This window comes from Sphingopyxis sp. BSN-002 (assembly GCF_022024275.1).
GTDB lineage: Bacteria > Pseudomonadota > Alphaproteobacteria > Sphingomonadales > Sphingomonadaceae > Sphingopyxis.
The window spans coordinates 2,389,499-2,415,981 of sequence record NZ_CP091804.1; the positions used below are offsets into that span (position 1 = coordinate 2,389,499).

Here is a 26,483-nt window from a genome sequence, read left to right on the forward strand (position 1 = left end):
CACAAACTACCCGCTGTTCCGAAGCGCCGTGGCGATCGCGTTGATCGTAAGCTGGATTCCCTCGGCGATGCGCGGATCGGCTTCGCCGGCGCGGTGGCGCTTCATCAGCTCGATCTGGAGCAGGTTGAGCGGCTCGATATAGGGCAGGCGCAGCCGGATCGACGCTTCGAGTGCCGGATTCTTTTCGAGCAACCGCGACTGACCGGTGATCGAGAGCAGCCCGTCATGCGCACGGTTCCACCCGTCGCGTATCGCCGTGAAGATTTCGGCGTGGCCGTCCACGCCGCTCGCCAGTTCGGCATAGCGTGCCGCGATCCCCATGTCGGATTTCGCGAGCACCATCTCCATATTGCCGAGCAGCGCGCCGAAGAAGGGCCAGCTTTCCGCCATTTCGGCGAGCAGCGCCTTGTCGCCGAAGTCCGAAAAGGCCTCGCCGGTGCCGTACCAGCCCGGCAGCATCGTGCGCGCCTGCGCCCAGCTGAACACCCAGGGAATCGCGCGCAGATCCTCGATCGCGGTCGACTTGGTGCGGCTCGACGGCCGCGACCCGATCTTGAGGCCCGCGATCTCGGCGATCGGGGTCATTGCGCGGAAGAAATCCTTGAACGCCGGGGTTTCGTAGACGAGCCCGCGATAGGCCTTGAACGCGCTGTTCGACAGCGCATCCATCGCCGCGGTGAAGCGTCCGCAATTGGCGTCGCTCATCGCCTCGGGTTCAAGGCTCGCGAGCAGGCTCGCCGATACCATTGCCTCGAGGTTCGTCGCCGCGCTGTCCGCGGTGCCATATTTCGCCGCGATCACTTCGCCCTGTTCGGTGATGCGGATGCGCCCCTGCACCGTGCCCGCGGGCTGCGCGCGGATCGCGGCAAAGGCGCTGCCGCCGCCGCGCCCGACCGCGCCGCCGCGGCCGTGGAAGAGCTGCATCGAAGTGTCGGCGGCGTCGAACACCGGGGTCAGCGCGTCCGAGGCCTGATGCAGCCCCCAGGTCGAGGTCAGGTAACCGCCGTCCTTGTTCGAATCCGAATAGCCGATCATCACTTCCTGATGCCCGCGCGCCGCGATGTGCGGTGCGATCTCGGGCAGCGCGAAATAGCGCGCCATGATCGCGGGCGCGTCGTCGAGGTCGGCGATGGTCTCGAACAGCGGCACGACCATCAGCGTGTCCTTGCCCTCGGCCGACCACAGCCCGGCTTCGCGCGCGAGGACATGAACCTCGAGCAGATCGGACAGGCTCTCGGCCTTGCTGATGATCCACTGGACGATCGCCTGATGGCCAAGCTTTGCGCGGATGCCCGCGGCAGTGTGGATGATCGCGAGTTCGCCCGCGGTCTCCTCGCTCCATTCGTGCCATGTTGCGGCGAGCGGGCGGTTCACGCCCAGCTCCCTGCGGAGCAGTGCGACGCGCGCCTCTTCGTCCAGCGCCAGATAGTCGCCCTCTACCCCCGATACCTTGAGCAGGTCGGCGAGCACGCGTTCGTGCACCGCGCTGTTCTGCCGCATGTCGAGCGTCGCGAGGTGAAAGCCGAACACTTCGACCGCGCGGATCAGCCGCCCGAGCGCGCCGATCCCGCCAAGCTGGCCCTCGCCGCTCGCCGACAGCCCGTTCGCGATGATCAGCAGGTCGTGCCGGAAATCGGCCGGGGTCGCATAGGCCTCGCCCTTCAGCGCCGACGGGCGCGGCGGCGCCTTGCCGACGATGCCGGCGTAAGTGGCACAGACGCGCGCATAGATCCCCGACAGCGCGCGGCGATAGGGTTCGTCGCGGCGGCTCGGCGCATCGTCGCCGCTCGCCTCGGCCAGCGCCTCGACGGCCTCGGGCACGGGGGCGAGCCCCGACGACACCGACAGTTCGGCGCCGAGCGCGTGCACTGCATCGGCATAATGGCCGAGCACCGCGGCGGCGTTGCGGCTCGTCGCCATGGTCAGCGTCTCGGCGGTGACGAAGGGGTTGCCGTCGCGATCGCCGCCGATCCAGCTCCCGACGCGCAGGAAGCTCGCCGGGCGCTGGCCAAGCTCGGCCTCCCAGCGCGCATAAAGCTTAGGTAGTACGGGCAGGAAGACGTCGCGAAGATAGGTCAGCGCATTGTCGATCTCGTCGGCGACGAACAGCTTCTCCATGCGCAGCGGCCGCGTCTGCCACAGCAGCACAATTTGCCGCCGGATCGCCTCCTCGACGATGTCGCCCTCGGGGGTCTCGTCGAGCCCCGCGTCGCGCAGCCGCATCAGCTCGGCGATGCGGTTCTTGTGATCGAGAACCGATTTCCGCCGCACCTCGGTGGGGTGCGCGGTCAGCACCGGCGCGACGAGCGCGGCGTTCAGCAGCGCCGCAACCGCGTCGCCGTCGATCCCGTCGGCGCGCAGCTTTTCTAGCGCCGCGGCGACGGTCGCCTCGGGTTCGGCGGCAACCCCTTGTCTGTCCTCGGCGAGGTTCGCGAGCATCGAGAAGAGCATGAAGCCACGCACGAAGGCGACGGTATCGTCGAGGCTCAGCGCATCGAGCCCCGGGTCGATCGCCTCGGCCCCCGCGATGCCGCGATGCCGGTCGACGCTCGACGAGCGGATATATTCGGTCTGCCGGAACAGCTTCTCGCCGCCATAGGCGCGGATGACGTCGCCGAGGATCCGCCCGAGATAGCGGATGTCGGGATTTTGCGAGATCTGGATCGGTGGGCCCATGAGCCGGCTTGCTGCACCGCAGCAGACGCTACGTCAAGCAACGCATAGCTATGCCGCGAAAGATCAGTGCGTCTTGACGAGCATCAACGTTCCCAGATCGATCACCGAACGGCCATCGAACGTAACGGAATTGCGCGTGTCGGTGATGAACATCAGTTTGCCGCCGGCGTCGGTGATGCGCGCCGAGACGGCATAGCTGTGCCGCGGATCGATGTCGGCGCGGTCGACCGTCAAGGTGAACGCGAAGGGCACCTGCTTGCCTTCGCTCGCAAAGCTCTGCGTCGCCATATTGTTCGCGGGCGCATCGGCGAGGCTGACGTCGTCGAGCCGCACCTCGATCTGCGCGGTCGGAGGCAGTGCGATGCGCTCGCGATAGGCGATGCTGCCGGTGACGGCGATCGTGCGCTCGGCGGGAACCCCGGTCGAGGCGCAGCCGGCGAGCGAAAGGCTCATGACGAGCGCGGTGGCGAAACGAAGCATGATCTGTCCTCCCTGTCCGGGGCCGAACGATCAGCCCTCCAGTTCAACGTCCCAATAGAGCCAGTCGATCCAGCTCGTGTGCAGATAGTTCGGCGGAAACGCCCGGCCATTGTCCTGCAGCTGCCAGCTCGTCGGGCGCCACGGCTGGCGATAGAGCGGCATATGTGCCTGTTTCGGCGTGCGTCCGCCCTTCTTGAGGTTGCACGGCGCGCAGGCGGTCGTGACATTCTCCCACGTCGTGCGTCCGCCGAGGCGGCGCGGGACGACATGGTCGAAGGTCAGGTCCTTGCCCGACCCGCAATATTGGCACGCGAAGCGGTCGCGCAGGAACAGGTTGAAGCGCGTGAACGCCGGATGCTCCGACGGCTTCACATATTGGCGGAGCGCGATCACGCTCGGGATCGGCATCGTCCGCGTCGGCGAATGGATCTCGCGTTCGTAATTTTCGACGATCGTCACCCGGTCGAGGAAAACCGCCTTGACCGCGGTCTGCCACGGCCACAGGCTCAGCGGATAGTAACTCAGCGGCGTATAGTCGGCATTGAGGACGAGGGCCGGACAGGAATCGGGATGCCGGGCAAGATCGGGATGGAACATGGCTTGGTAACGCTGCCCCCATTTCTTCGCGGGATGGCGCGCCACTGCCTTCCCCGAGTGACAGCCTCATTACATGCCGCATCAGAATCTGACGTCAAGGGGGCATCTGCCGCAAGATATGGAATGATTCGAAAAGCCGCGCCACAGCATCTGGATTCATGCCCAGGATCATGTTGACCCGTTTCGCGCCCAGCCCGACGGGCGAACTCCATCTCGGCCATGCCTATAGCGCGGTGCTCGCGCACGAAACGGCGCGCGCCGCCAACGGGGGGTTCCGGATCCGGATCGACGATATCGACGGCAGCCGCTCGCGCGAGGAGTTTGTCGCTGCGTCGCTCGCCGATCTCGACTGGCTCGGGATCGACCGGGACGGCGATCCGGTGCGCCAGTCGACCCATCTGGGTGCCTATGGCGCCGCGCTCGACACGCTCCGCGCACGCGGTCTGGTCTATCCCTGCTTCTGCACGCGCGCCGATATCGCGGCGAGCCTCGCCGCACCGCATGGCCCTTCCGGCGCGATCTACCCCGGCACCTGCCGTTCGCTGTCCGGAGCCGAACGCGAGCGCCGCCTTGCCGGTGAACCGCATTGCTGGCGCCTCGACATGGCGCGCGCCGTTGCGCTTGCCGGCGATCTGACTTGGGAAGAGGCGGGGCAGGGGCTACGCATCGCCGATCCGCTCGCGCACGGCGACGTCGTTCTCGCGCGCAAGGACGCTCCTGCGAGCTATCATCTTGCGAGCACGCTCGACGACGCCGCCATGGGGGTGACGCACGTCATCCGCGGCGCCGACCTCGTCGCATCGACCGACGTCCACCGGCTGCTCCAGGCGCTGCTCGGCCTGCCGACTCCGCTCTATCGCCACCATGCGCTCGTCTGCGGCCCCGATGGCAAGCGCCTCGCCAAGCGCGATGCCGCGGCTTCGCTCGCGTCGCTGCGGGCGAGCGGGGTCGACGGGCGCGCGCTTGCTGCCGATCTCGCTGCGGGACGGCTTCCCGCTGGATATTCGCTGCAGATGCCCTAAATAGGACCCATGCAACTCCTGCTCGTTCTCGGTGTCGTTGCGGCGGCCGGCCTCGTCCTCTTCTCGCTTGCACGCGGGCTGATCTATTTCGCCAAGGGCCATCAGGCCGCAATCGACGGCACCGTCCGCGAAAACCAGGTCATGCAGAACAAGATGATGATGGCCCGCGTAAAGTGGCAGGCGATCACCATCATCCTGCTCATCATCATCGGCGTGACGGCCGGCACGCGCTGATCCGCGCGGGACCATGGTCAAGCTCAACAAGATCTACACGCGCACGGGCGACGACGGCACCACCGGCCTCGTCGACGGCACGCGCATCGCCAAGTCCGCGCCCTTGATGGCAGCGATCGGCGACGTCGACGAAGCGAACAGCGCGATCGGCCTCGCCGCGGCGGCGCTCGATGCGGGCAGCGAGCATGCCGCGATGCTTGTCCGCATCCAGAACGAGATGTTCGACCTTGGCGCCGACCTTGCGACCCCGCCCGACATCCAGTTCGGCTTCGGCCCGCACGAAATGGCGCTGCGCATCGTGCCGAGCCAGATCGCGCGGCTCGAGGACGAGATCGACCGCATGAACGACGATCTCGCCGCGCTCAAAAGCTTCATCCTGCCCGGCGGGACCGAGGCCGCGGCGCGGCTCCATCTTGCGCGCGCCGTGACGCGCCGCGCCGAACGCGCGGCGGTGGCCGCGAATGCCGACCGCGATCTCAACCCGCTCGCGCTCAACTATCTGAACCGCCTCTCGGATCATCTGTTCGTGATGACGCGGCATATCAACGCGGCGGCGGGCGGCGACATATTGTGGAAACCCGGCGCGACGCGATAATGTTCCCCTAATGTTCTAGACATTCCGCCGCGCTGTAACCATAACCGGTTCCACAGCGAAACCGAATCGCACCTCGGGGGATTGTCTGAGTCATGGCCAGCCGCACCGACGCTTCGAACCGCACCGATCCGCTGGAGGAGCTGGCGCGCCGCTTTTCCTCCACGCGGCGCCTGTCGCTCGACCTTGTCGCGACGCTTTCCGATGCCGATGCGAGTGCGCAGTCGATGCCCGACGCGTCGCCGGCCAAATGGCACCTCGCACATACGACATGGTTCTTCGAAACCTTTGTCCTCCGCGATCACCTGCCCGGCTATCGCGCGTTCGACGATCGCTACGCCTATCTTTTCAACAGCTATTACGAGGCCGAGGGGCCGCGCCACGCGCGCCCGCACCGCGGACTGCTGACGCGCCCGTCGCTCGATGAAATCTGCGTCTGGCGTGCGCATGTCGACGCGGCGGTGCAGACCGCGCTCCCCGATCTGTCGCCCGCTGCGCAGGCGCTCGTCACCCTCGGCATCCATCACGAACAGCAGCATCAGGAATTGCTGCTCACCGACCTCAAGCATCTCTTCGCGCAGAACCCGCTCGGCCCGGCCGTTTGGGACACTGCAATCGCGAGTGAAGTTGCCCAGTTTTCCGCAATGAAATGGGTAAGGGGCGCCGAGGGCGTTGCGGCGGTCGGCCATACGGGTGAGGGCTTCGCCTTCGACTGCGAAGGCCCGCGTCACGACACGCTGCTCGCTCCGCATGCACTCGCCAGCCGTCCGGTCACCAACGGCGAATGGCGGCAGTTCATCGACGATGGCGGCTATCATACGCCCTCGCTGTGGCTCAGCGATGGCTGGGCGTGGGTGCAGGCCGACGATGTGCAGGCGCCGGCCTATTGGCGCGAGGATGCGCATTTCACCCTGTCGGGCTGGCAGGACATCGATCCCGCTGCGCCGGTCACGCACATCAGCTTCTTCGAGGCCGATGCCTTCGCAAGCTGGGCGGGCGCGCGTCTGCCGACCGAGCAGGAATGGGAAGCAGCGGCGGCCGCGCTCGATCCCGCCGGCGGACAGCAGCTTGACGGTGCCGGACCTGTGCGCCCCGCCCCCGCGACCGGCGACACCGATCTGCAACAGATGTTCGGCAGCGTGTGGGAATGGACCGGCAGCGCCTATCGCCCCTATCCGGGTTTCCGCGCCGCACCCGGCGCGGTCGGCGAATATAATGGCAAGTTCATGAGCGGACAGTTCGTCCTCCGCGGCGGCAGCTGCGCGACCCCGCGCGGCCATATGCGCGCCTCCTACCGCAATTTCTTTTACCCCCACCAGCGCTGGCAGTTCACCGGCGTCCGCCTCGCGAAGGATCTTTGACATGGGCGTTGTGCGTCAACTTCGGCAGATTTCCGCCGATGATGCGGGCGTCGACATTGCGTTTCGTGCCGACGTCCACGCCGGGCTTTCGCAAAAGCCGAAGGCGGTACCCGCCCGCTGGTTCTACGACGCGACCGGATCGGCGCTGTTCGAGGATATCACGGCGCTGCCCGAATATTATCCGACGCGCAGCGAAACCGATCTGCTGACGCGCCATGCGCACGAAATGGCGGCGGCGATCGGGCCGGGCCGCGCGGTCGTCGAGCTCGGCTCGGGCAGTTCGACCAAGACGCCGTTGCTGCTCGAGGCGATCGACCCGGTCGCCTATGTCCCCGTCGACATTTCGGGCGACTTCCTCCGCGACAGCGCAGAGGCGCTCGCGGAGCGCTTTCCGGCGCTCGCCATCTATCCGGTCGAGGCCGATTTCACCCAGCGCGTCGACCTGCCGCGCGAAATCTGCCCCCTGCCCAAACTCGGCTTCTTTCCGGGCTCGACGATCGGCAACATGGTTGCGCGGACCGCGATCGACCTGCTGCGCAACTGGCGTGCGGCGCTCGGCGACGGCTCGCTGATGCTGATCGGGGTCGACCGGATCAAGGATATCGCCATCCTCGAACGCGCCTACGACGATCCGGCGGGGGTCACCGCGGCGTTCAATCTCAACCTGCTCGAACGCATCAACCGCGAGCTTTCGGGCACGATCCCGGTCGAGAATTTCAGCCATCGCGCGATCTGGGACGATGTCCACGCCCGCATAGAAATGCATCTCGTCGCGGCGTGCGACATGGAGTTTACCGTCGACGGCCGCAGCTATGCGATGGTGAAGGGCGAGACGATCCACAGCGAGAACAGCCACAAATATGGCCCGCGCGACGCGAACCTGCTGCTCCGTGCGGGTGGCTGGACCCCGGTTGCGACGTGGGACGACGCCGATCCCGCCTTCGCGCTGATCCTCGCCGAAGCGACCGAGTTTCGTTCCGCCCCCTGACGCTCGACCCTTGACGCCTATGGCCGAGGCCGTAGGGGCACAGGCACGGCTTCAGCGAAAGGGCATATCATGATTGTCGGCGTTATCGGTGCGGGACAGATGGGCGCGGGCATCGCGCAGGTTTCGGCAGGCGCCGGCCATGATGTGCTCCTCTCGGACATCGACCTCGCGCGCGCCGAAGCCGGCAAGGCCGGCATCGCCAAGGCGCTCGGCCGCCTCGTCTCGAAGGAAAAGATGACGCAGGCCGACGCCGACGCGCTGCTCGGCCGCATCACGCCCGTCGCCGACCATGCCGCCTTCGCTCCCGCCGACCTCGTCGTCGAGGCCGCGACGGAGCGCGAGGAGATCAAGCGCGCGATCTTCGCCAGCGTCGGCCAGCATCTCTCGGCCACCGCGATCCTCGCGTCGAACACCAGCTCGATCCCGATCACCCGCCTCGCGCAGGCGGCGCCCGATCCGGCGCGCTTCATCGGCGTGCATTTCTTCAACCCCGTGCCGGTGATGGGATTGATCGAGCTGATCCGCGGTCTCGCGACGAGCGACGATACGCTCGCCAAGGTCGAGGCCTATGGCCGCGGGCTCGGCAAGGAGATCGTCCACGCCAACGACGCGCCGGGCTTCATCGTCAATCGCGTGCTGATGCCGCTGATCAACGAGGCGGTCTTTGCTCTGGGCGAAGGCGTCGCAACGATGCAGGACATCGACACCGGCTGCCGCCTCGGCCTCAATCATCCGATGGGCCCTATCACGCTCGCCGACTTCATCGGCCTCGACACCTGCCTCGAGATCATCCGCGTGCTGCAGAGCGGCACCGGCGACCCGAAATTCCGCCCTGCGCCGCTGCTCGTCCAGTATGTCGAGGCGGGCTGGGTCGGCAAGAAGGCGGGGCGCGGCTTCTACGACTGGACCGGGCCCGAGCCGGTTCCGACGCGGTAACGCGCGCGGTCCCCACAATTTTGGGACTGGACGACCGGCGCAAGCTTGCACAGGATCGTGGCGCAGCGCAGCCCCGCCAAGGCGGCGCGACAGAAGAAGTGACGAAAAGCCGGGAGCCGATCGGCCCGCACGGCGTTGGATCTCGAAAGCCCCTGGGGCGCAAAGGGAGACTGGCATGCTTCGCACAACCGCTTTGGGTCTGTCGCTTCTGGTCCTTTTGTCCGGTGCGCCGACGCTGGCCCAGGAGGGCGCACCCAAGGATTCGACGATCAAGGACACCGCAAACACGGTGGCCGAGCCCTTCGACGGCAAGGAAGTGCCGGCCAAGCTGATCGCGATACAGGGTGATCCCTATTCGCTCGCGGGGCTTGGCAAATGTTCGGCCATCATCCGCGAAGTCACCGAACTCGATGCCGTCCTCGGCCCCGACGTCAACCAGACGGTCGAGAAGAGCCGGGACAAGAAGCGCGAGGAAACAGCCGGCCGCGTCGCGGGCAGCGTTGCCGGGTCGGTCATTCCGTTTCGCGGGCTGATCGGCGAGGTGACCGGCGCGAATGCCGAACGCCGCCGCTACGCCGAAGCCGTCTACGCCGGCACGGTGCGGCGCGGGTTCCTGAAGGGCGTCGGTCTCGAGCGCGGGTGCAAGGCGCCGGCGCGTCCGTGAGCGGCGAAAGGGGGAGGGCTTGATGAAGGTCGATAATATCCGGCCCTTTGCGGTCGATGTTCCGCAAACGGCGCTCGACGATCTCGGGGCGCGGCTTGCGAACACGCGCTGGCCCGAAAAGGAGACGGTCGATGATTGGGACCAGGGCGTCCCGCTTGCCTATGCGCAGGAACTCGCCGCCTATTGGCAGGGCCGGTATGACTGGCGGAAGGTCGAGGCGCAGCTCAACAGCTATCCGAACTTCCTCGCCACGATCGACGGCCTCGACATCCATTTTCTCCATATCCGTTCGGAAAATCCCGCCGCGCGCCCTCTCGTGCTGACGCACGGCTGGCCGGGTTCGGTGCTGGAGTTCCTCGACGTCGTCGAGCCGTTGTCTTCCGATTATCATCTCGTGATCCCGTCGCTCCCCGGCTACGGCTTCTCCGGGAAGCCCGACGAAGCAAAATGGAGCGTCGAGCATATCGCCGCGGGATGGGACGCGCTGATGGTCGCGCTCGGCTACGACCGCTATTTCGCGCAGGGCGGCGACTGGGGCAGCGCGGTGACCTGCGCGATCGGTGGCAATCATGCGGACCATTGCGCGGGTATCCACGTCAACATGATTGTCGGCCAGCCCGACCCGGCGACGATGTCCGACCTCACCGACGACGAGAAGGCCTATCTCGCGCGCTTCGGCTGGTACCGCGCGAAGGATAACGGCTATTCGACCCAGCATGCGACGCGGCCGCAGACGGTGGGGTACGGCCTCGCCGATTCGCCGGTCGGACAGATGTGCTGGATCGTCGAGAAATTCCATGGCTGGACCGACTGCGGGCACCAGCCGGGCGGCCAGTCGATCGGCGGCCACCCCGAAAATGCGCTGTCGAAGGATGCGATGCTCGACACCGTCAGCCTCTACTGGCTGACCAACAGCGCGGCGTCGTCGGCGCGGCTCTATTGGCACAGCTTTGCGCAATTCGGGTTCGGCGAAATCCATGTGCCGACGGGGTGCAGCCTGTTCCCGAACGAGATCATGCGCCTCTCGCGCCGCTGGGCCGAAGGGCGGTACAAGAATATCGTCTACTGGAACGAACTGCCCCGCGGCGGCCATTTCGCCGCGTGGGAGCAGCCCGATCTGTTCGTCGGCGAGGTTCGTGCGGCGCTCGCCGAAATGACGCTATAGCGGCGTATAGACGACGCGGCAGCTTTCCGGCGCGGTTCGCGCGGCGGTATTCCATACGACCTCGTTGCCATTGCGCTGCAGCCGGGCGCCGGTCTTGTTTTCATAGACCGGTCCGCCGGTCGACGGGGTCTGCTTCAGCACCATCGACCGCATGCCGTTGACGCGCACGATTGCCGTGTTGCCGACATAGTCGACCTTCAGCTTCGTCCCGCCGCTGCAGTCGTAACTGGTGCCGGTGTTGCGCGGCACGCCCGAACAGCCGGCGAGCGCGACGGCTGCGCCGAGGATCAGGATCGTCGTTTTCATACCCGTTCTCCTCTCAATAGCCCGAACGGACGCACAGCACGTCGGCCAGATATTCCCGCCCGTTCACCGTTTCCATATGTTCGCGCGCCGACCCGTTCCAGCCGATCGAGCGGCACCAGGTGTCGGCCGAGCGCGCGGCGCACGCCGCGGTCGACGATCCGCTGGTACAGGCGAGGACGCGATAGCCGTTGGTGCCCGGCTGGGTGTGGAATTCGGCGAAATTGCCGCGCGTGCTCTGGCCGTTCGCGGGCGGAGCGGGGTTCCAGCCCCCGCCTCCGCTACCCAGCGGACGGATCGACTGGATGGTGATCCCGCGCAGGATATTGTTGAGCATCGGCGTGTCGCGATCGACGGTACGGCAATTGCCGCGAAAGCGCGTCTTCTCGCAAAGTTCCCAGCGGCCGTTTGCGACGCGGATCGAGTTGACGGGCCAGGCAAGCCCGAGATTTTCCTTCGCCTCGCCGATGAAGACCGCGGGTCCCTTATAGGCGGCGTCGCGATAGATCGTCGCCTCGGGCGGCCGGTACATCTTGTCCTGAGGGGGCTGGGCGCTCGAGGTGGCGAGAAAACCCGCCCCTATCGACGCCGCGGCCGCGGCAAGGATCGACAAACGATAAGCGGTTTTCATCACAGCCTCCCATTTTCAGCGAAACGCGACCCGGGATTCGTTATGTTCCCGAAGCTTACGCCAAGCCGGGGCGGCTTGCAAATTATCACAGATCAAGGGGGCGCCGGTCGTGCCGGCGCCCGGCGAGCATCAGTGTGCTTTGGCCGGCTCCGTCGCAGCGGCGGGCGCAGTTTCGGTCGCGGGCGCCTTCACCGTTTCGACAGGCGCGGGCGGCGGCGGAGCCGCAGGCGGCGCGATACCGAGCATCAGCCCGGCAAGCGCCGCCGACATCAGGTTCGACAGGCTGCCCGCGAGCAGTGCCTTCAGCCCTAGCTTGGCGATCATCGGCCGCTGGTTGGGCGCGAGGCCGCCGGTCACCGCCATCTGGATCGCGATCGAACTGAAATTGGCGAAACCGCACAGCGCAAAGGTCGCGACCGCGATCGAGGCGGGCGACATTGCGCCCTGCACCTTGCCGAGGTCGATGAAGGCGACGAATTCGTTGAGGACGATCTTGGTGCCGAACAGCCCGCCGACCGCGGCGCTTTCGTCCCACGGCACGCCCATCAGCCACATCACCGGGCGAAAGATCGTGCCTATAATCGCCTGAAACGACAGATCGGGATAGCCGAACCAGCCGCCGATGCCCCCGAGCAGGCCGTTGGCGAGCGCGACAAGCGCGACGAAGGCCAGCACCATCGCACCGACCGCAACCGCAAGCCGCACGCCCGTCTGTGCACCCTGGGCAGCGGCCATAATGATATTGGCGGGCTTTTCCTCGTCGTGGCTCGCCTCGGGCATGATCACCGGCTCGATACCCAGATCCTTGGGATCGTCGGGCATCATGATCTTGGCCATCAGGATGCCGCCGGGCGCCGACATGAAGCTCGCTGCGAGCAGATAGGGCAGCAATTGTTCGCCGATCATGCTGGCATAGGCGCCGAGGATCGTCCCCGCGACGCCGGCCATGCCGACGGTCATCACCGTGAAGAGCTGCGACGGCGTCAGCGCCGCGAGATAGGGGCGGATGACGAGCGGGCTTTCGCTCTGCCCGACGAAAATGTTGGCGGCGGCGCCGAGGCTTTCGACCTTGGTGATGCCGGTAATCTTCTGGATTGCGCCGCCGACCCATTTGATCACCAGTTGCATGATGCCGAGGTAATAAAGGATCGAGATCATCGAGGCGAAGAAGATGATCACCGGAAGCGCGGCGATCGCAAAGCTGTGCCCGCCCATGTCCGGCCCGGCGAGCGGGCCGAAGATGAAGTCGGTGCCCGCCTTGGCGTAGCCGAGCAGGTTCGACACCGCACTCGACATCGCCTGGATGATCGCACGACCCCAAGGGGTTCCAAGGACGAGAAGCGCGAAACCAGCCTGGAGCAGGAAGGCCGGGATGACGACGCGCGGGCGGATCCAGCGCCGGTTCGATGAAAAGAGTACGGCAATCGCAAGCAATGCGACGATGCCGAGTAACCCGATAAGCCGTTCCATGATTTCCGTGCGTCCCCCGCAAGTTTATTGCGCCTGTCTAACGGGGTTTGGCGAGGGGGCAAGGGGCTGGCCGCCAGATCGGTCGCAAAGCTGCTTGGCGGGTGGCGTGTCGCTCGATAATCCTCCATCGTTGCAGGGGGATATGGAATGCGGTTTCTGATCGGTGCGGTGCTGTCGTTCGTCCTCGTTTCGCCGGTGGCGGCGCAAACGGATGCCGCGGCGCCACCATCCGTAGCGTCGGCAGGTTTCGAGCCTCTGCCGACGGCGGCCTTTGCCCGCCTTCCCTTCGCGGAAATGACCGAACTCTCGCCCGACGGGAGCCATCTCGCAGGCCTGTTCGCCGTCAACGGCGCGCAGCATATCGGAATCCTCCCCGCGGTCGGCGACCGGAGCAAGACTGTCGGGATCGCCGTTCCCGACCAGACGCAGATCGGATGGATCCAGTGGGTCAATGACGACAATATCATCGTCGGCCTGCGCGCCCTCGTGCCGGTGGAGGCCGACAACTGGTATGTCTCGCGACTGATCGCCGTGAACCGCACGACGGGCAAGGTCACCCGGCTGTTGTGGGACGCGGGCGGGCAGAATGCATCGGATGTTCTGTGGATTCCGACCGACGGCAGCAGCGAGATTCTCGTCGCCGCGCAGAATTCGATCTATGAGGGCGAGCATTTCTGGCCGTCGGTCTATCGCGTCGATGTGACGACCGGGCGCAAGAAGCTGGAGGTCAAGGGACGGGCGAGCGTCCTCGACTGGGGCGCCGATCACCTCGGTCGCGTCCGCTATGGCATCGGCTACAGCGATACTACGACGAAGGCGACCTTGCTCTATCGTCCCGACGGTCGCAGCACCTTTCGCACCATCGACAGCGCACGGCTTCGCGACGACGAGCGGCTGGCGATCCCTTTCGTCTTTGTTCCCGGGACCGACAACGGCCTTGTGTACAAGGACCTCGCCAACGGCAAGACGGCCATCGTCGAGCTGAATCTCGCGACCGGGCAGGAAGTCCGGACGGTGTTCTCGCCCGAAAAATTCGACGTCGAGGGGGCGATCCGTTCGCCTGACGCGACGGGAATCCTCGGCGTCTATACATCCAACGACGAGCAGCCGGTGCAATGGATCAACCCGGTGATGGCAAAGCTGCAGGAGGGGCTGGCATCGACATCGCCGAGGTCGCGGGTCACGATCGACAGCTACAGCCGCGACCTTACGAAATTGCTGGTGCGCATCGCGACGCCCGACAGTCCGGGGCTGCTTTACTATTATGATGCGACCAAGGGCGAACTGTCGAAGCTTGCGACAATGAACGAGACGATCGGCGGCCGGCGACTGTCGCGGGCCAAATATGTCCAGTACAAGGCGCGCGACGGATTGCAGATCGAGGGCGTGCTGACGCTGCCGCGCGGGCGCGATCCCAAGGCGCTGCCCTTCATCGTCATGCCCCACGGCGGCCCCTGGGGGCACGACGAGCTGTCCTATGACTATTGGGCGCAGTTCCTGGCCGAACGCGGCTATGCGGTGCTTCAGCCCAATTTCCGTGGCTCGACGGGATATGGTTCCGAATTCGAGCGCGCGGGTCAGGGCCAGATGGGCTTTGCGATGCAGGACGACATCAGCGACGGCGTCCGATGGGCGGTGAAGGAAGGGATTGCCGATCCGGGGCGCGTCTGCATCGTCGGCGCGTCCTATGGCGGCTATGCTGCGATGTGGGGCATCGCGAAGGATCCCGAGCAATATCGCTGCGCAATCTCGATCGCAGGGGTTGCGAACCTGCGCCGCGAGGTCAACGACTTCGGCGGGTCGGTACGCGCCAACCTGCATCGCGGGCAATGGCAACGCATGACCCCGGATTTCGCCGCGGTTTCACCGATCAACGCAATCGACCGGATCAAGGCGCCGCTGCTCCTGATCCACGGAAAGAAGGACATCACGGTCGATCACGGCCAGTCGACCCTGATGTATTCGGCGATGAACAAGGCGGGCAAGCCGGTCGAGTTCGTGTCGCTTCCGCTGGCAGACCATTATTTCACCCGCGAGGCCGACCGGTTGACGCTGCTGAACTCGATCGAGGCGTTCCTCAAGAAACATAATCCGCCGGATTGAGCGGTATCTTTCCAGCGCGGTCAAAAGCGATTAAGCGGCCCCGATGGAAAATAGCTCTTCGCGCCTGATCGCGCCCTCGCTGCTGCTGTTCGCGATCCTCTACGGCGGCATGGTTCCGCTCGGTGGCTTCCTCGGCGCGAAACAGGTCGCGCTCGGCCCGCTCGCGGTCGAAGCAGGGATTTTCCCCTTTCTGACCCTGATCGCGATCTCGAGCGGCATCGCCGAACTGCATGGACGCGCCGTCGCCGACAAGCTGGTTCGGTTCGGTTTCATTCCGCTGATCCTCGCGATCATCCTGACCGTTTTCGTTCTGCAACTGCCAACCGACGAAGGGATGTACCCACCCGCGAAGGAGGCGTTCCCGATCATCGTCGGTCAGGGCTGGCGCATGATGGCCGCGGGTATCCTTGCCTATGGCGTATCGGTCAGCCTCAACGTCTGGATTTTCGCGCGCATGACCGCGAACAACGGCCGGCTGCTTCCGCTGCGCGGTTTTATCGCCGCGGCGCTCAGCCAGATTATCGATACGCTGATCTTCATTACCGTCAGCTTCTACGGTGTGCGTCCGATCGCCGACCTGATGCTCGGCCAGATGCTCGCGAAGGTCGTGCTGTCGGCGGTGATGGTGCCGCTGCTGGTGATGGCGGTGGTCGCGATCGGTCGCAAGCTCGACGGAACGCAGGCATCAGAGGTCGCCGGATGATGTCCACGACCGATCCCTCGAAAATGCCCGATCTGCTCGCCAAGGCCGAGACGCTCGTGGAGGCGCTGCCCTATCTGCAGCGCTACGCCGGCGAGACCTTCGTGATCAAATATGGCGGCCACGCGATGGGTGACCCCGAGGCGCAGCGCGACTTTGCCGAGGATGTCGTCCTGTTGAAGGCGGTCGGGATCAATCCGGTGGTCGTCCACGGCGGCGGGCCGCAGATCGGACGGATGCTGAAGCAGCTCGGGATCGAATCGACCTTCGTCGGCGGCCTCCGCGTCACCGACGCCGCGACCGCCGAAGTCGCCGAGATGGTGCTCGCGGGCAAGATCAACAAGGAAATCGTGAGCTGGATCGCCGGGCTCGGCGGGCGTGCGGTCGGCATTTCGGGGAAGGACGCCAATCTGGTACTCGCCGAAAAGGTCAGCCGCACCGAACCCGACCCCAATTCGGGGATCGAGCGGCACGTCGACCTCGGTTTCGTCGGCGAGCCCGTCGCGGTCGACGCGACGATCCTGCGCAACCTGTCGGGCGACAATTTCATCCCGGTGGTGGCCCCCGTCGCGCTGGGCGCCGACGGCGCGACCTACAACATCAACGCCGACACGATGGCGGGAGCGATCGCGGGTGCGCTCGGCGCGAAGCGCTTCTTCCTGCTTACCGACGTTGCGGGCGTGCTCGACAAGTCGGGTTCGCTGCTCACCGACCTCGACCGCACGGCGATCGACGCTCTGAAGGCCGACGAGACGATCACCGGCGGAATGATTCCTAAGGTCGAAACCTGCGTCGCCGCGGTCGATGCGGGGGTCGAGGCGGCCGTCATTCTCGATGGTCGTATCCCTCACGCGATGTTGCTCGAAATTTTCACCGCAAGGGGTGCGGGCACGCTCATTCACCGCTAAGACCAGCCCTCGACCTTTCGGCCGGAGACCTTCCTTGTATTTCATGCTTCTCGATATCGTGGCGATCCTGCTCAACATCCTGTGGTGGATCATCATCGTGCAGGCGGTGATGTCGTGGCTCATCGCGTTCAACGTGATCAACACACACAATGATTTCGTCGGCCAGCTCTGGTACGTCCTCGACCGCATCACCGAGCCGCTGTACCGCCCGTTCCGGCGGATCATGCCCGATTTCGGTGGCCTCGACCTGACCCCGATGGCCGTCCTGATCCTGCTGATCATCGCCCAGCAGGCCGTGCTGCCCTATCTTTACCGGCTCGGCATGCAGGCCGGGATGGCCTGACGCGATGACCGTATCCGCCGCCGCGCAAGTCATCGACGGCAAGGCGTTCGCGGCCGGCCTGCGTGCGCGGATCGCCGCCGCCGTCCCCGCTTTCGAAACCGCGACGGGACGCGCGCCCGGTCTTGCGGTCGTTCTCGTCGGCGACGATCCGGCGAGCGCCGTCTATGTCGGATCGAAGGGCAAGGCGACGGTTGCCGCCGGCATGGCGAGCTTCGAGCATCGTCTGCCCGCTACGGCGACGCAGGATGAGGTCGAGGCGTTGCTCGCCCGGCTCAATGCCGACGAAACGGTGGACGGCATCCTGCTCCAGCTTCCCTTGCCCGGACATCTCGACGAACAGGCCGCGGTCGCGACGATCGACCCCGACAAGGATGTCGACGGGCTGACTCCGGTCAGCGCCGGTCGCCTCGCGCTGGGTATAGCCGGCATGGTGCCTTGCACCCCCTATGGCTGTCTGCTGCTGCTACAGGACCGGCTCGGCGATCTGTCGGGCAAGGATGCGGTCGTGATCGGCCGCTCGATCCTGGTGGGCAAGCCGATGGCGGCATTGTTGCTCGGCGCGAATGCGACGGTGACGATGGCGCATAGCCGTACGAAGGATTTGCCGGATCTCGTGCGCCGCGCCGACATCGTCGTCGCGGCGGTCGGCCGTCCCGAGATGGTCCGGGGCGACTGGATCAAGCCCGGCGCGGTCGTGATCGACGTCGGGATCAACCGCCTGCCGCCGGCGGACGGCGAAACGAAAGGCCGGCTGGTCGGCGACGTAGACTATGCCGAAGCCGCGGGGGTCGCCGATGCCATCACCCCCGTTCCCGGCGGCGTCGGCCCGATGACGATCGCGTGCCTGCTTCGCAACACGCTCGTCGCCGCGCACCGCCGCGCCGGCCTTGCCGATCCGGAGGGTTTCTGATGCGCCGGCTGCTTGTTGCCATGACTGCATTTGCTGTCGTTGCGGGCGGCGCGGTGGCGGCGCGCGAACGCAATCGCCCGCTTGCCGCTAATCCCAGCGGGTTCATCGCCGCCGAAATCGCCTTTGCGCGGCTGGCGCAGGAAAAGGGGCAGTGGACGGCGTTCCGCGAGACCGCGGCGCCCGACGCGGTCATGTTCGTGCCGCAGCGCGTGAAGGCGCAGGACTGGCTGAAGTCGCAGAAGAATCCCGCCGAGGCGGTGAAGTGGCAGCCGCACGCAGTCTATGTCAGCTGCGACGGCAATGTCGGGGTGACGACCGGCGCATGGCAGAAAGGGCCGGCGAACGGCTATTTCACCACCGTCTGGCTCCGCGACCCCAAGAAGGGCAAGATGACGTGGGTGCTCGACCATGGCGACGCGCTGGCGACCCCGCGCGCCGCGCCCGACTTCATCGAATCGAAGCAGGCCAAGTGCGGCACGCGTCCGGCGGTGCCGATCACGGCTGGCGCCGAGGGCGACGATATGGTGGTCGGCCTGTCGCCCGACCAGACGCTCAGCTGGACGTCGACGGTCCGTCCGGACAAGTCGCGGCGCGTCACGATCCGGCTTTGGGACGGCAAGGAGATGGCGACCGTCATCGACAATGAGGTCGCGGCACCGAAATGATCGACCTTTTCATCTCGGCCTTCGTGACGCTGTTCGTCGTCATCGACCCGCCGGGCTGCGCGCCGATCTATGCCAGCCTGACGGCCGGGGCGAGCGCCGATCAGCGCCGCTCGATGGCGATCCGCGCGACGTTGATCGCGGGCTTCATCCTCGTCTTCTTCGCGATGTTCGGCGAGGCGCTGCTCAGCTTCCTGCACATCGACCTCGACAGCTTCCGCATCGCCGGCGGGCTGATGCTGTTCATCATCGCGATCGACATGGTGTTCGAAAAGCGCACCGAACGGCGCGAACAGCGCGCCGAAAAGGTCAAGGCGACCCCCGAGGTCGAGGATGTCTCGGTCTTTCCGATGGCGATGCCGATGCTTGCGGGACCGGGCTCGATCGCCTCGGTGATGCTGCTCGTGTCGCAGAACAACGGGCTCGACCGCGCCTTCGTGATCTTCGGCGCGCTGCTGCTCGTGCTGTTGCTGACGCTCGCCGCGCTGCTCGCGGCGGGGCCGCTGATGCGGCTGATCGGTAACAAGGGCGAGGCGGTGATCACGCGGCTGCTCGGCGTCCTGCTCGCCGCGCTCGCGGCGCAATTCGTGATCGACGGGATCAAGGCCAGCTTCAACCTCGCATAAGAAAGGGGCGCCGCCTTTCGGCGACGCCCCATGTTCCACGGGAATGGAACAGGTTCAGCCGGCGTTGTTGACGTCGTTCTGCGTCACCGGCGCGATGCGGATTTCGACGCGGCGGTTGCACTGATAGTCGGCCTCGCTGCGCTCGGGCGCGCATTTGAGCTGCGATTCGCCATAGCCCATCGTCGCCATGCGCGCGCGGTTGATGCCGCGGCCGGCGAGATAGTCGGCGACCGATGCCGCGCGCCGCTCGGACAGCCCCTGGTTATAGCTGTCGCTGCCGGTCGAATCGGTATGGCCATAGACGTCGATATAGGTGCTCGGATATTCCGACAGCGTCGAGGCGACGCTGTCGAGTGCGCTGCGGAACTGCGATTTCACGAGCGCGCTGTTATAGTCGAAGGTGACGTCGCCGGGCATGTTGAGCACCAGCTGGTCGCCCTGGCGCTCGACGTCGATCCCGGTGCCTGCGGTGCGTTCGCGCAGCTTCTTTTCCTGCTGGTCCATATAATAGCCGACGCCCGCGCCCGCGACCGCGCCGATGCCCGCGCCCAGAATCTTCTCGGTGCGGTCGCGGCGGCCGCCGACGAGATCGCCGAGCAGATAGCCGCCGAGCGCGCCGCCGATGCCGCCGATTGCGGCCTTCGAGATGGTCTGTTTGCCCGTCTCGGGATCGGTGACGCAGCCGGTGAGCACCAGCGCGCCGATGCTGGCGACGGCGGTGAGCCTGATGGTCTTGCTGTTCATTGTATCGCTCCCTTTTCTCCGGCGGCGGGACTGGTCCTCCGCGCTGCGTTCAAGCCGATAACATATTGGCCGCCGATGTGGTTCCATTCCTCGGCTGAACGCTGGCTGAGCGTGCCATTTGTAATCGGACGGCTTTCGCTTATAGGGAGGCGCATGACCGAAGATGACAGGGGCCGGGCGCCGCAGCGCCACATGACCGCCCAATGAGCCCTTTTCCCTGGGGTGACGTCGCGATCATCGCGATCCTGGTATTCCTCAACGGCGCTTTCGCCATGTCCGAACTCGCGATCGTCTCGTCGCGCGATCCCCGCCTGCAGGCGGCCGAAAAGCGCGGCAGTCGCGGCGCGAAACTCGCACGCCAGCTCGCGTCCGATCCGGGACGCTTTTTGTCGACTGTGCAGGTCGGCATCACGCTGATCGGCGTGCTGACCGGCGCCTATTCGGGCGCGAGCCTGGGCGGGCCGGTCGCGCAGCGGCTCGAGGCGTGGGTCGGGCTCGATCCCGAAAATGCCGAGAATATCGGTTTTGCGATCGTGATCGCGGCAACGACCTATTTCTCGCTGATCGCGGGCGAACTGGTTCCCAAGCAATTTGCGCTCCGGACGCCCGAGCGAATCGCGATCCTGATGGCCGTGCCGATGTACTGGCTGTCGCGGGTCGCGGCGCCGCTCGTCTGGCTGCTCGACAACAGTTCGGCACTGATTTTCCGTCTGCTCGGGCTCAATCGCGAGTCCGAGGAGCGCGTCACCGCCGAGGAACTGCACCTGATCGTCGCCGAAGCGTCCAAATCGGGGGTGATCGAGGAAAGCGAACGCGCGATCATCTCGGGCGTCGTGCGCCTCGCCGACCGGCCGGTGCGTGAGGTGATGACGCCGCGCATCGACGTCGACTGGATCGATATCGCGTCGGATGCCGATGCGGTGCGCGCAAAGCTGCTGGAGACGCCGCACACGCGCATCCCCGTGGCGCGAGGGTCGGTCGACGATATCGTCGGCATCGTCCAGGCGCGCGACATCGCGGGGGCACTGTTCCGCGGCGAAGCGCTCGACCTCGAAAAGCTGACGCGCTCGGCAAAGGTCATCCACGACCAGATCGACGCGATGGACGCGCTCGAGGCACTGCGCGCCGCCGAAGTGCCGATGCTGCTCGTCCACGACGAATATGGCCATTTCGAGGGACTGGTGACGCCCGCCGACCTGCTCTCGGCGATCGCGGGCGAATTCGCGTCGGATCAGGATATCGGCAGCGAGCCCTTCGTCACCGAACGCGACGACGGCAGCCTGCTGATCGCGGGTTCGATGCCCGCCGACCAGATGGCTGAACGGCTGGGGATCGAGCTTGGCGACGACCGCGACTATGCGACCGCGGCGGGCCACGCGCTCGCGATCCTGAAGCATCTGCCGAAGGAAGGCGAGAGCTTCACCGACAAGGGCTGGAAGTTCGAGATCGTCGACATGGACGGCCGCAAGATCGACAAGCTGCTGGTCAGCGAAGTGCGCAAGCCGCGGGACGAAGCTGCCGGCGACTAGAGCTCGCCGCCCAGCGCTCCATATTTCGCCTCGAACCCTTCCTTGTCGCCGCGGGCGAGATAACCTGCCTGATCGACGATCGCGTCGCGCGCGATGCGGCCCTGAAAGGCGCCGAGTTGCGGGTCGATCCGTGCCACGTCGGCGTCGGTCCAGTCGGCGATCTGCCGGAAGCTGGTGACGCCGAGGCCGTTCAGCAGCCCGACCATTTTGGGGCCGACGCCCTTCAGTAGTTGCAGATTGTCGCTCGTGGCGACGGGCGGGGGCGCCGGTTCAGGGGCGGGTTCCGGTGCAGGCTCCGGCTCAGGCGCTGCAACAACTTCCGGAAGCGGTTCGGGCGCCGGCGGCGGAACGGTGGGTTCCTCAGGCACGATCGCTGCGGGTTCGGGCTCCGGCTCGGGGACCGGCTGCGGCTCGGGTTCGGGCGCGGCCGGAGCGGGCGTTTCAGCGACCGGTTCGGCGGGGACGGTCGGCTCTTCGGGAATCCCGGCGACCGGCTCGGGTGCGGGTTCGGGCGCCACGGCAGGCGCCGGTTCGGGTTCGGGCGCTGGCGGCGCTTCGGTTATGGATTCCGGTGCCGGCGGCGGTGGGGGAGGGGCAGCGACGGGCGCGGGCGCCGGCTCCTTCGGTTTGAAGCGCGCGGGTTCGGCGGCTATGATTTCGGGCTTCACCGCCTCCAGCGGTTTGCGAGGCTCGGCGGGCGGCGCGACCGGGGTTTCGATCTCTTCGGGTGCCTTGCGGCCGAAGAGCCACCACAGCAGCACGACCGCGACGACGAGGCCGACAACCGCGATGATCCAATTTTCCTGAAGCCACGCCATGATGATCTCCCTGTCTTGCGGTCAGCCTATGCGCACGCGTTCGCGCCGTCCAGCGCCGCCTATTGCGCCTCGCGCGCGACCTCGCGCCAGCCGATGTCGCGGCGGCAGAAGCCGGTCGGGAAATCGAGCTTGTCGACCGAGGCATAGGCGCGCGCCTGTGCTTCGGTGACGCTCTTGCCCGTTGCGGTGACGTTGAGAACGCGGCCGCCTGCGGCCACCAGAGTCCGGTCCTCGCGTGCGGTGCCGGCGTGGAAAACGCGGACGCCGCCTGCCTCGGCATCGGCGATGCGGCGGATCGCACCGCCCTTTTCGGGGGTGCCGGGATAGCCGTTCGCCGCCATGACGACGGTGAGGGCATAGTCATGCGAGAAATTGGGGGCGTCGGCCGAGGTGACCGCGCCGGTCGCGGCCGCGTGAAGCAGCGCGGCGAAATCCCCTTTGAAACGCATCATCAGCACCTGGCATTCGGGGTCGCCGAAGCGGCAATTATATTCGATCAGCTTCGGACCTTCGTCGGTCAGCATCAGCCCTGCGAACAGCACGCCGACGTAAGGCGTGCCCTCGGCGGCGAGCGTCGCCACGGTCGGACGGATGATGCGGTCCATCACCTGCGCTTCGAGATCGGGGGTGAGGACGGGGGCGGGGCTGTAGGCGCCCATGCCGCCGGTGTTCGGGCCGACATCGCCGTCGCCGACGCGCTTGTGGTCCTGTGCGCTGCCGAAGGCGATCACGTCGGTGCCGTCGGATAGCGCGAAGAAGCTCGCTTCCTCGCCGGTCATGAATTCCTCGATCACGACCTCGGCGCCCGCGCCGCCGAAGGCGCCGTCGAACATGTCGGCAATCGCGGCTTCGGCTTCGACCTGCGTTTCGGCGATGATCACACCCTTGCCCGCGGCGAGGCCGTCGGCCTTGATGACGACGGGAATCGAAAAGCCTTCGAGGACGGCGAGCGCTTCCTCGGCGCTGGTGCAGCGGACATAGCCCGCAGTCGGGATGCCGGCGCGCGCGCAGAGATCCTTGGTGAAACCCTTCGATCCTTCGAGTCGCGCGGCGGCGGCGCCGGGGCCGAAAGCGGGAATGCCGATCTCGCGCAGGCGGTCGGCAAGGCCGGCGACGAGCGGGGCTTCGGGACCGACGACGACGAAGTCGATCGCATGCGCCTTCACGAAGGCGAGCAGCCCGTCGATATCGTCGGCGGCGATCGGCACGCATTCGGCGTGAAGCTCGATTCCCGGGTTGCCCGGCGCGGCATAGAGCTTGGCGCAACTCGGCGATTGTGCCAGTTGCCAGGCTAACGCATGTTCGCGGCCACCAGAGCCCACCAGCAGGATATTCATGTCAGTCCCTTTTCCCGATCCGGCGTCCGACGATGGCACCGAAGCGCGGCTGTTAGCCGAGGCGGCGCCCGGCGACAATGCGCCCGCGCTGTCGGTCAGCCAATTGTCGGCGGCGATCAAGCGGACGGTCGAGGACGGCTTTGCACGCGTGCGCGTGCGCGGCGAGCTTTCGGGTACGAAACGCGCCGCGTCGGGGCATTTCTATGCCGCGCTGAAGGACGATAATGCGCTCATCGACATGGTGATGTGGAAGGGGCAGGCGGCGCGGCTCGCCTTCCGGCCCGAAGACGGGATCGAGGTGATCGCGACGGGCAAGCTCACCACCTATCCGGGGCGCTCCAAATATCAGCTCGTCGTCGACACGCTAGAGGTCGCCGGCGAGGGCGCGCTGATGCTGCTCTTCGAGAAGCTGAAGGCGCGGCTCGGCGGCGAGGGACTGTTCGACCGCGAACGCAAGCAGGCGCTGCCCTATCTGCCGCAAGTGATCGGTGTCGTGACCTCGCCGACCGGCGCGGTGATCCGCGATATCCTGCACCGCCTTGCCGACCGATGCCCGACGCGCGTGATCGTGTGGCCGGTGCTGGTGCAGGGCGAAGGTGCGGCGGCGCAGGTTGCGGGTGCGGTACGCGGGTTCGATGCGCTTGCGCCCGGCGGTCCGGTGCCGCGGCCCGACCTCGTCATCGTCGCGCGCGGCGGCGGGTCGATCGAGGATCTATGGGCGTTCAACGAGGAAGTCGTGGTGCGCGCGATCGCCGATTGCCGCATCCCGACGATCAGCGCGGTGGGGCACGAGACCGATGTGACGCTTGCAGACTATGTCGCCGACGTGCGCGCGCCTACGCCGACCGCCGCGGCCGAGATGGCAGTGCCGGTGCGCGCCGAGCTGCAGGCGCAGCTCGCGACATGGCAGGGGCGGATGATCGGCGCCGCGAACCGTCAGCAGTCCTTGCGCGGCGAGCGGTTGACCGCGCTGGCGCGGCATTTGCCGAAGCGCGAGGCGCTCTATGCGCCGCAGCGCCAGCGGCTCGACGATAATGGCGAACGGCTCGACCGCGCGCAGCGGCACCGGCTGGCGGTCGTGGCCGAGCGGCTCGCGACGCGCTCGGTCGCGCTGCGGCCGGCATTGCTCGAACGGCGCTGGGACCGCGACCGCGCGAAGCTCGAGGGGCTCGGGCGGCTGCTCGGCTCGCTCGACCCGCGCGCGCTGCTGTCGCGCGGCTATGCCATGGTGCGCGACGGCGAAGGCGCGATCGTGACGACTGCAGGAAAGGCGCAGGCGGCCGGGCATCTGCGGCTGCAATTTGCCGACGGCGACGTGGCGGTTGCCGTGGCGGAGGGTGAGCAGCCCTTGCCTCCCGTCGCCCCTCCCGCTGCGCCGAAACCCGTGCGCAAGCCGCCGCCCGGCGCGACCGGCCGGGGGCAGGGCGAGCTTTTCTGATCGCGTCGGGGTGGCCCGGATACACGAAGCTGCTATATTGCCTGCAATGACTTACGCTTCGATGGACCTGAAATCATGCTGATCGCCAGCCGCAACCGCCTCGCCCGCCTGCACTACGGGCCCAACGGATTCCGCGTGCTCTCGCCCGGCGACCATGTGCTGTGCGCGGTCAGCGGCGTGCCGATCGGGCTCGACGAACTGCGATACTGGTCGGTCGCGCGGCAGGAGCCCTATGCGACCGCCGCCCTCTCGGTGCAGGCTGAGCTCGACCACAAGGCATGAGCTTTACTCGATATCCGCGGCGGCTCGCCGCGGCGCTGCCTTTGCTTGTCGCCGCTGCGAGCTGCGTTCCCACGGCGGAACCGGTGGCCGCGAAGCCTGCTCCTGCGGCCCCGCTGCCCGCTCCCGCTCCCGCTCCCGTTCCTGCTCCGGCGCCGTTGCCGCCGCTGCGCACCGACTTCGGCCTTCGCGGGGTTCCCGAGCAGGGAGCGGTCATGACCGGGCAGGCGCCCCCCGGAACGCGCGTACTGACGCTCGACGGCAAGGCGGTGCCGGTCGCCTCTGACGGCGGCTTTCTGATCGCCTTCGATCGCGATGCCGGACCGTCGGCGCTGCTTGCGGTGACGTTGGCCGACGGCCGCACCGCGGAGCGGACGCTGACTGTCGCATCGGGCAGCTGGCGGATCGAATATATCAATGCGCCCTATCGCGGCAGCGCGTCGAGCGACGCCGATTTCGAACGCCGGCGTCCGGCCGAACTGGCGCAGATCGCGGCGGCGCGGACCGTTCCCGTCCAGTCCGATGGCTGGAAGCAGAAATTCCGTTGGCCGGTGACCGGGCGGTTGTCGGGCTTCTTCGGATCGCAGCGCGTCTACCAGGGCAAGCCGGGCACCTATCACGGCGGAACCGACATCGCGGTCCCCGCCGGCACCCCGTTCGTGGCACCCGCCGACGGCGTCGTGACGCTCGCGGCAGCGGCGCCCTTCACGCTCGAGGGGAACCTGCTGATCGTCGATCATGGCATGGGGCTGTCGAGCGCCTTTCTCCATTGCCAGCGGCTCGACGTGAAGGTCGGCGATCATGTGGTGCAGGGGCAACAGCTTGGCACCGTGGGCCGGACCGGACGCGCCACGGGGCCGCATATGCACTGGGGCCTGAAATGGCGCGACGCGCGGCTCGACCCCGGAAAGCTTGCGGGGCCGAACGGCGGCTGATCGCCACGAAAGGCGCGGAATTTCGTTTCCCG

At 66.6% G+C, this 26,483-nt stretch carries 28 protein-coding genes; 19 read left to right on the forward strand and 9 right to left on the reverse strand.

Annotated elements, in window-relative coordinates:
* Nucleotides 1-6: 6 nt before the first annotated feature.
* The 3 genes from ppc to L7H23_RS11770 form a co-directional block, all read right to left on the reverse strand.
* Nucleotides 7-2,676: a phosphoenolpyruvate carboxylase gene (gene ppc / locus L7H23_RS11760; protein WP_237836055.1), complete on the reverse strand. Its 2,670-nt coding sequence runs from the start codon at nucleotides 2,674-2,676 to the stop codon at nucleotides 7-9.
* 63 nt (nucleotides 2,677-2,739) lie between these two features.
* Nucleotides 2,740-3,156, reverse strand: coding sequence for a YbaY family lipoprotein (locus L7H23_RS11765; RefSeq protein ID WP_237836056.1), 417 nt, complete (start codon nucleotides 3,154-3,156; stop codon nucleotides 2,740-2,742).
* A 30-nt stretch (nucleotides 3,157-3,186) separates the two neighbouring features.
* Nucleotides 3,187-3,753: an HNH endonuclease gene (locus tag L7H23_RS11770; RefSeq protein WP_237839236.1), complete on the reverse strand. Its 567-nt coding sequence runs from the start codon at nucleotides 3,751-3,753 to the stop codon at nucleotides 3,187-3,189.
* A 170-nt stretch (nucleotides 3,754-3,923) separates the two neighbouring features.
* Between L7H23_RS11770 and gluQRS the strand changes: the two genes are divergently transcribed.
* The 8 genes from gluQRS to L7H23_RS11810 all read left to right on the forward strand — a co-directional run bounded on the left by gluQRS (nucleotide 3,924) and on the right by L7H23_RS11810 (nucleotide 10,715).
* The gene (gluQRS, locus tag L7H23_RS11775) at nucleotides 3,924-4,775 is read left to right on the forward strand and encodes a tRNA glutamyl-Q(34) synthetase GluQRS (RefSeq protein WP_237836057.1); all 852 of its coding nucleotides are present in this window, start codon (nucleotides 3,924-3,926) and stop codon (nucleotides 4,773-4,775) included.
* 9 nt (nucleotides 4,776-4,784) lie between these two features.
* Entirely contained in the window at nucleotides 4,785-5,009 is a 225-nt protein-coding gene (locus tag L7H23_RS11780; protein ID WP_237836058.1) for an HIG1 domain-containing protein, read from the forward strand.
* 13 nt (nucleotides 5,010-5,022) lie between these two features.
* Nucleotides 5,023-5,604, forward strand: coding sequence for a cob(I)yrinic acid a,c-diamide adenosyltransferase (locus tag L7H23_RS11785; protein WP_237836059.1), 582 nt, complete (start codon nucleotides 5,023-5,025; stop codon nucleotides 5,602-5,604).
* Between the two features lie 92 nt (nucleotides 5,605-5,696).
* Nucleotides 5,697-6,962 (forward strand): ergothioneine biosynthesis protein EgtB, encoded by a 1,266-nt coding sequence (gene egtB, locus L7H23_RS11790; RefSeq protein WP_237836060.1) that lies wholly within the window; start codon nucleotides 5,697-5,699, stop codon nucleotides 6,960-6,962.
* A 1-nt stretch (nucleotide 6,963) separates the two neighbouring features.
* The gene (gene egtD / locus L7H23_RS11795) at nucleotides 6,964-7,950 is read left to right on the forward strand and encodes an L-histidine N(alpha)-methyltransferase (protein ID WP_237836061.1); all 987 of its coding nucleotides are present in this window, start codon (nucleotides 6,964-6,966) and stop codon (nucleotides 7,948-7,950) included.
* A 69-nt stretch (nucleotides 7,951-8,019) separates the two neighbouring features.
* Nucleotides 8,020-8,886, forward strand: a complete 867-nt coding sequence (locus L7H23_RS11800) for a 3-hydroxyacyl-CoA dehydrogenase NAD-binding domain-containing protein (protein WP_237836062.1) — start codon at nucleotides 8,020-8,022, stop codon at nucleotides 8,884-8,886.
* 175 nt (nucleotides 8,887-9,061) lie between these two features.
* Nucleotides 9,062-9,550: a hypothetical protein gene (locus L7H23_RS11805; RefSeq protein WP_237836063.1), complete on the forward strand. Its 489-nt coding sequence runs from the start codon at nucleotides 9,062-9,064 to the stop codon at nucleotides 9,548-9,550.
* A gap of 22 nt (nucleotides 9,551-9,572) precedes the next feature.
* On the forward strand, nucleotides 9,573-10,715 hold the full coding sequence (locus L7H23_RS11810) for an epoxide hydrolase family protein (RefSeq protein ID WP_237836064.1): 1,143 nt from the start codon (nucleotides 9,573-9,575) through the stop codon (nucleotides 10,713-10,715).
* Here L7H23_RS11810 and L7H23_RS11815 read toward each other — a convergent pair.
* From L7H23_RS11815 to L7H23_RS11825, 3 genes are all read right to left on the reverse strand, one after another.
* Nucleotides 10,710-11,021, reverse strand: coding sequence for an MliC family protein (locus tag L7H23_RS11815; RefSeq protein WP_237836065.1), 312 nt, complete (start codon nucleotides 11,019-11,021; stop codon nucleotides 10,710-10,712). The genes L7H23_RS11810 and L7H23_RS11815 overlap by 6 nt on opposite strands.
* Nucleotides 11,022-11,034: 13 nt before the next feature.
* Nucleotides 11,035-11,649: a beta/gamma crystallin-related protein gene (locus L7H23_RS11820; RefSeq protein ID WP_237836066.1), complete on the reverse strand. Its 615-nt coding sequence runs from the start codon at nucleotides 11,647-11,649 to the stop codon at nucleotides 11,035-11,037.
* Between the two features lie 129 nt (nucleotides 11,650-11,778).
* Nucleotides 11,779-13,119: a NupC/NupG family nucleoside CNT transporter gene (locus L7H23_RS11825; RefSeq protein WP_237836067.1), complete on the reverse strand. Its 1,341-nt coding sequence runs from the start codon at nucleotides 13,117-13,119 to the stop codon at nucleotides 11,779-11,781.
* Between the two features lie 147 nt (nucleotides 13,120-13,266).
* Here L7H23_RS11825 and L7H23_RS11830 point away from each other — a divergent pair, with 147 nt between their 5' ends.
* From L7H23_RS11830 to L7H23_RS11860, 7 genes are read left to right on the forward strand one after another with little or no spacing between them, the layout of a single operon-like run.
* Nucleotides 13,267-15,222 carry a S9 family peptidase gene (locus L7H23_RS11830; protein ID WP_237836068.1) on the forward strand — a complete coding sequence of 652 codons (1,956 nt, stop codon included), beginning with the start codon at nucleotides 13,267-13,269 and terminating at the stop codon, nucleotides 15,220-15,222.
* Between the two features lie 43 nt (nucleotides 15,223-15,265).
* Entirely contained in the window at nucleotides 15,266-15,925 is a 660-nt protein-coding gene (locus tag L7H23_RS11835) for a queuosine precursor transporter (RefSeq protein ID WP_237836069.1), read from the forward strand.
* Complete coding sequence (gene argB / locus L7H23_RS11840; protein WP_237836070.1) at nucleotides 15,922-16,830, forward strand: acetylglutamate kinase; 909 nt, start codon at nucleotides 15,922-15,924, stop codon at nucleotides 16,828-16,830. The genes L7H23_RS11835 and argB overlap by 4 nt, the downstream gene beginning before the upstream one ends.
* Nucleotides 16,831-16,873: 43 nt before the next feature.
* A complete protein-coding gene (locus L7H23_RS11845) occupies nucleotides 16,874-17,173 on the forward strand; it encodes a YggT family protein (protein ID WP_237839238.1) in 300 nt (99 codons plus the stop codon).
* Between the two features lie 4 nt (nucleotides 17,174-17,177).
* Nucleotides 17,178-18,083, forward strand: a complete 906-nt coding sequence (gene folD, locus L7H23_RS11850) for a bifunctional methylenetetrahydrofolate dehydrogenase/methenyltetrahydrofolate cyclohydrolase FolD (RefSeq protein ID WP_237836071.1) — start codon at nucleotides 17,178-17,180, stop codon at nucleotides 18,081-18,083.
* A gap of 20 nt (nucleotides 18,084-18,103) precedes the next feature.
* Nucleotides 18,104-18,748 carry a hypothetical protein gene (locus tag L7H23_RS11855; protein ID WP_237836072.1) on the forward strand — a complete coding sequence of 215 codons (645 nt, stop codon included), beginning with the start codon at nucleotides 18,104-18,106 and terminating at the stop codon, nucleotides 18,746-18,748.
* Nucleotides 18,745-19,371, forward strand: coding sequence for a MarC family protein (locus L7H23_RS11860; protein WP_237836073.1), 627 nt, complete (start codon nucleotides 18,745-18,747; stop codon nucleotides 19,369-19,371). The genes L7H23_RS11855 and L7H23_RS11860 overlap by 4 nt, the downstream gene beginning before the upstream one ends.
* A 54-nt stretch (nucleotides 19,372-19,425) precedes the next feature.
* On the opposite strand, the gene L7H23_RS11865 is transcribed toward L7H23_RS11860, so the two are convergent.
* On the reverse strand, nucleotides 19,426-20,115 hold the full coding sequence (locus L7H23_RS11865; protein ID WP_237836074.1) for an OmpA family protein: 690 nt from the start codon (nucleotides 20,113-20,115) through the stop codon (nucleotides 19,426-19,428).
* Nucleotides 20,116-20,318: 203 nt separating this feature from the next.
* Between L7H23_RS11865 and L7H23_RS11870 the strand changes: the two genes are divergently transcribed.
* The gene (locus tag L7H23_RS11870; protein WP_237836075.1) at nucleotides 20,319-21,644 is read left to right on the forward strand and encodes a hemolysin family protein; all 1,326 of its coding nucleotides are present in this window, start codon (nucleotides 20,319-20,321) and stop codon (nucleotides 21,642-21,644) included.
* Here L7H23_RS11870 and L7H23_RS11875 read toward each other — a convergent pair.
* Together L7H23_RS11875 and purD are read right to left on the reverse strand one after the other, a co-directional pair.
* Nucleotides 21,641-22,462 (reverse strand): hypothetical protein, encoded by an 822-nt coding sequence (locus L7H23_RS11875; RefSeq protein WP_237836076.1) that lies wholly within the window; start codon nucleotides 22,460-22,462, stop codon nucleotides 21,641-21,643. The two genes, L7H23_RS11870 and L7H23_RS11875, sit on opposite strands and share 4 nt — an antisense overlap.
* A 59-nt stretch (nucleotides 22,463-22,521) precedes the next feature.
* Nucleotides 22,522-23,799, reverse strand: a complete 1,278-nt coding sequence (purD, locus tag L7H23_RS11880) for a phosphoribosylamine--glycine ligase (protein WP_237836077.1) — start codon at nucleotides 23,797-23,799, stop codon at nucleotides 22,522-22,524.
* Here purD and xseA point away from each other — a divergent pair.
* The 3 genes from xseA (at nucleotide 23,798) to L7H23_RS11895 (ending at nucleotide 26,451) form a co-directional block, all read left to right on the forward strand.
* Nucleotides 23,798-25,237, forward strand: a complete 1,440-nt coding sequence (gene xseA / locus L7H23_RS11885) for an exodeoxyribonuclease VII large subunit (protein WP_237836078.1) — start codon at nucleotides 23,798-23,800, stop codon at nucleotides 25,235-25,237. The genes purD and xseA overlap by 2 nt on opposite strands.
* 75 nt (nucleotides 25,238-25,312) lie before the next feature.
* Nucleotides 25,313-25,519, forward strand: coding sequence for a DUF2093 domain-containing protein (locus L7H23_RS11890; protein WP_237836079.1), 207 nt, complete (start codon nucleotides 25,313-25,315; stop codon nucleotides 25,517-25,519).
* The gene (locus L7H23_RS11895; protein WP_237836080.1) at nucleotides 25,516-26,451 is read left to right on the forward strand and encodes a M23 family metallopeptidase; all 936 of its coding nucleotides are present in this window, start codon (nucleotides 25,516-25,518) and stop codon (nucleotides 26,449-26,451) included. The genes L7H23_RS11890 and L7H23_RS11895 overlap by 4 nt, the downstream gene beginning before the upstream one ends.
* Nucleotides 26,452-26,483 lie beyond the last annotated feature (32 nt).

Excerpts from the sequence above, each read along its gene's own strand:
- ppc (WP_237836055.1), bottom strand. The coding sequence starts at position 2,676 with ATGGGCCCACCGATCCAGATCTCGCAAAATCCCGACATCCGCTATCTC.
- L7H23_RS11765 (WP_237836056.1), bottom strand. The coding sequence starts at position 3,156 with ATGCTTCGTTTCGCCACCGCGCTCGTCATGAGCCTTTCGCTCGCCGGC.
- L7H23_RS11770 (WP_237839236.1), bottom strand. The coding sequence starts at position 3,753 with ATGTTCCATCCCGATCTTGCCCGGCATCCCGATTCCTGTCCGGCCCTC.
- gluQRS (WP_237836057.1), top strand. The coding sequence starts at position 3,924 with ATGTTGACCCGTTTCGCGCCCAGCCCGACGGGCGAACTCCATCTCGGC.
- L7H23_RS11780 (WP_237836058.1), top strand. The coding sequence starts at position 4,785 with ATGCAACTCCTGCTCGTTCTCGGTGTCGTTGCGGCGGCCGGCCTCGTC.
- L7H23_RS11785 (WP_237836059.1), top strand. The coding sequence starts at position 5,023 with ATGGTCAAGCTCAACAAGATCTACACGCGCACGGGCGACGACGGCACC.
- egtB (WP_237836060.1), top strand. The coding sequence starts at position 5,697 with ATGGCCAGCCGCACCGACGCTTCGAACCGCACCGATCCGCTGGAGGAG.
- egtD (WP_237836061.1), top strand. The coding sequence starts at position 6,964 with ATGGGCGTTGTGCGTCAACTTCGGCAGATTTCCGCCGATGATGCGGGC.
- L7H23_RS11800 (WP_237836062.1), top strand. The coding sequence starts at position 8,020 with ATGATTGTCGGCGTTATCGGTGCGGGACAGATGGGCGCGGGCATCGCG.
- L7H23_RS11805 (WP_237836063.1), top strand. The coding sequence starts at position 9,062 with ATGCTTCGCACAACCGCTTTGGGTCTGTCGCTTCTGGTCCTTTTGTCC.
- L7H23_RS11810 (WP_237836064.1), top strand. The coding sequence starts at position 9,573 with ATGAAGGTCGATAATATCCGGCCCTTTGCGGTCGATGTTCCGCAAACG.
- L7H23_RS11815 (WP_237836065.1), bottom strand. The coding sequence starts at position 11,021 with ATGAAAACGACGATCCTGATCCTCGGCGCAGCCGTCGCGCTCGCCGGC.
- L7H23_RS11820 (WP_237836066.1), bottom strand. The coding sequence starts at position 11,649 with ATGAAAACCGCTTATCGTTTGTCGATCCTTGCCGCGGCCGCGGCGTCG.
- L7H23_RS11825 (WP_237836067.1), bottom strand. The coding sequence starts at position 13,119 with ATGGAACGGCTTATCGGGTTACTCGGCATCGTCGCATTGCTTGCGATT.
- L7H23_RS11830 (WP_237836068.1), top strand. The coding sequence starts at position 13,267 with ATGCGGTTTCTGATCGGTGCGGTGCTGTCGTTCGTCCTCGTTTCGCCG.
- L7H23_RS11835 (WP_237836069.1), top strand. The coding sequence starts at position 15,266 with ATGGAAAATAGCTCTTCGCGCCTGATCGCGCCCTCGCTGCTGCTGTTC.
- argB (WP_237836070.1), top strand. The coding sequence starts at position 15,922 with ATGATGTCCACGACCGATCCCTCGAAAATGCCCGATCTGCTCGCCAAG.
- L7H23_RS11845 (WP_237839238.1), top strand. The coding sequence starts at position 16,874 with ATGCTTCTCGATATCGTGGCGATCCTGCTCAACATCCTGTGGTGGATC.
- folD (WP_237836071.1), top strand. The coding sequence starts at position 17,178 with ATGACCGTATCCGCCGCCGCGCAAGTCATCGACGGCAAGGCGTTCGCG.
- L7H23_RS11855 (WP_237836072.1), top strand. The coding sequence starts at position 18,104 with ATGACTGCATTTGCTGTCGTTGCGGGCGGCGCGGTGGCGGCGCGCGAA.
- L7H23_RS11860 (WP_237836073.1), top strand. The coding sequence starts at position 18,745 with ATGATCGACCTTTTCATCTCGGCCTTCGTGACGCTGTTCGTCGTCATC.
- L7H23_RS11865 (WP_237836074.1), bottom strand. The coding sequence starts at position 20,115 with ATGAACAGCAAGACCATCAGGCTCACCGCCGTCGCCAGCATCGGCGCG.
- L7H23_RS11870 (WP_237836075.1), top strand. The coding sequence starts at position 20,319 with ATGAGCCCTTTTCCCTGGGGTGACGTCGCGATCATCGCGATCCTGGTA.
- L7H23_RS11875 (WP_237836076.1), bottom strand. The coding sequence starts at position 22,462 with ATGGCGTGGCTTCAGGAAAATTGGATCATCGCGGTTGTCGGCCTCGTC.
- xseA (WP_237836078.1), top strand. The coding sequence starts at position 23,798 with ATGTCAGTCCCTTTTCCCGATCCGGCGTCCGACGATGGCACCGAAGCG.
- purD (WP_237836077.1), bottom strand. The coding sequence starts at position 23,799 with ATGAATATCCTGCTGGTGGGCTCTGGTGGCCGCGAACATGCGTTAGCC.
- L7H23_RS11890 (WP_237836079.1), top strand. The coding sequence starts at position 25,313 with ATGCTGATCGCCAGCCGCAACCGCCTCGCCCGCCTGCACTACGGGCCC.
- L7H23_RS11895 (WP_237836080.1), top strand. The coding sequence starts at position 25,516 with ATGAGCTTTACTCGATATCCGCGGCGGCTCGCCGCGGCGCTGCCTTTG.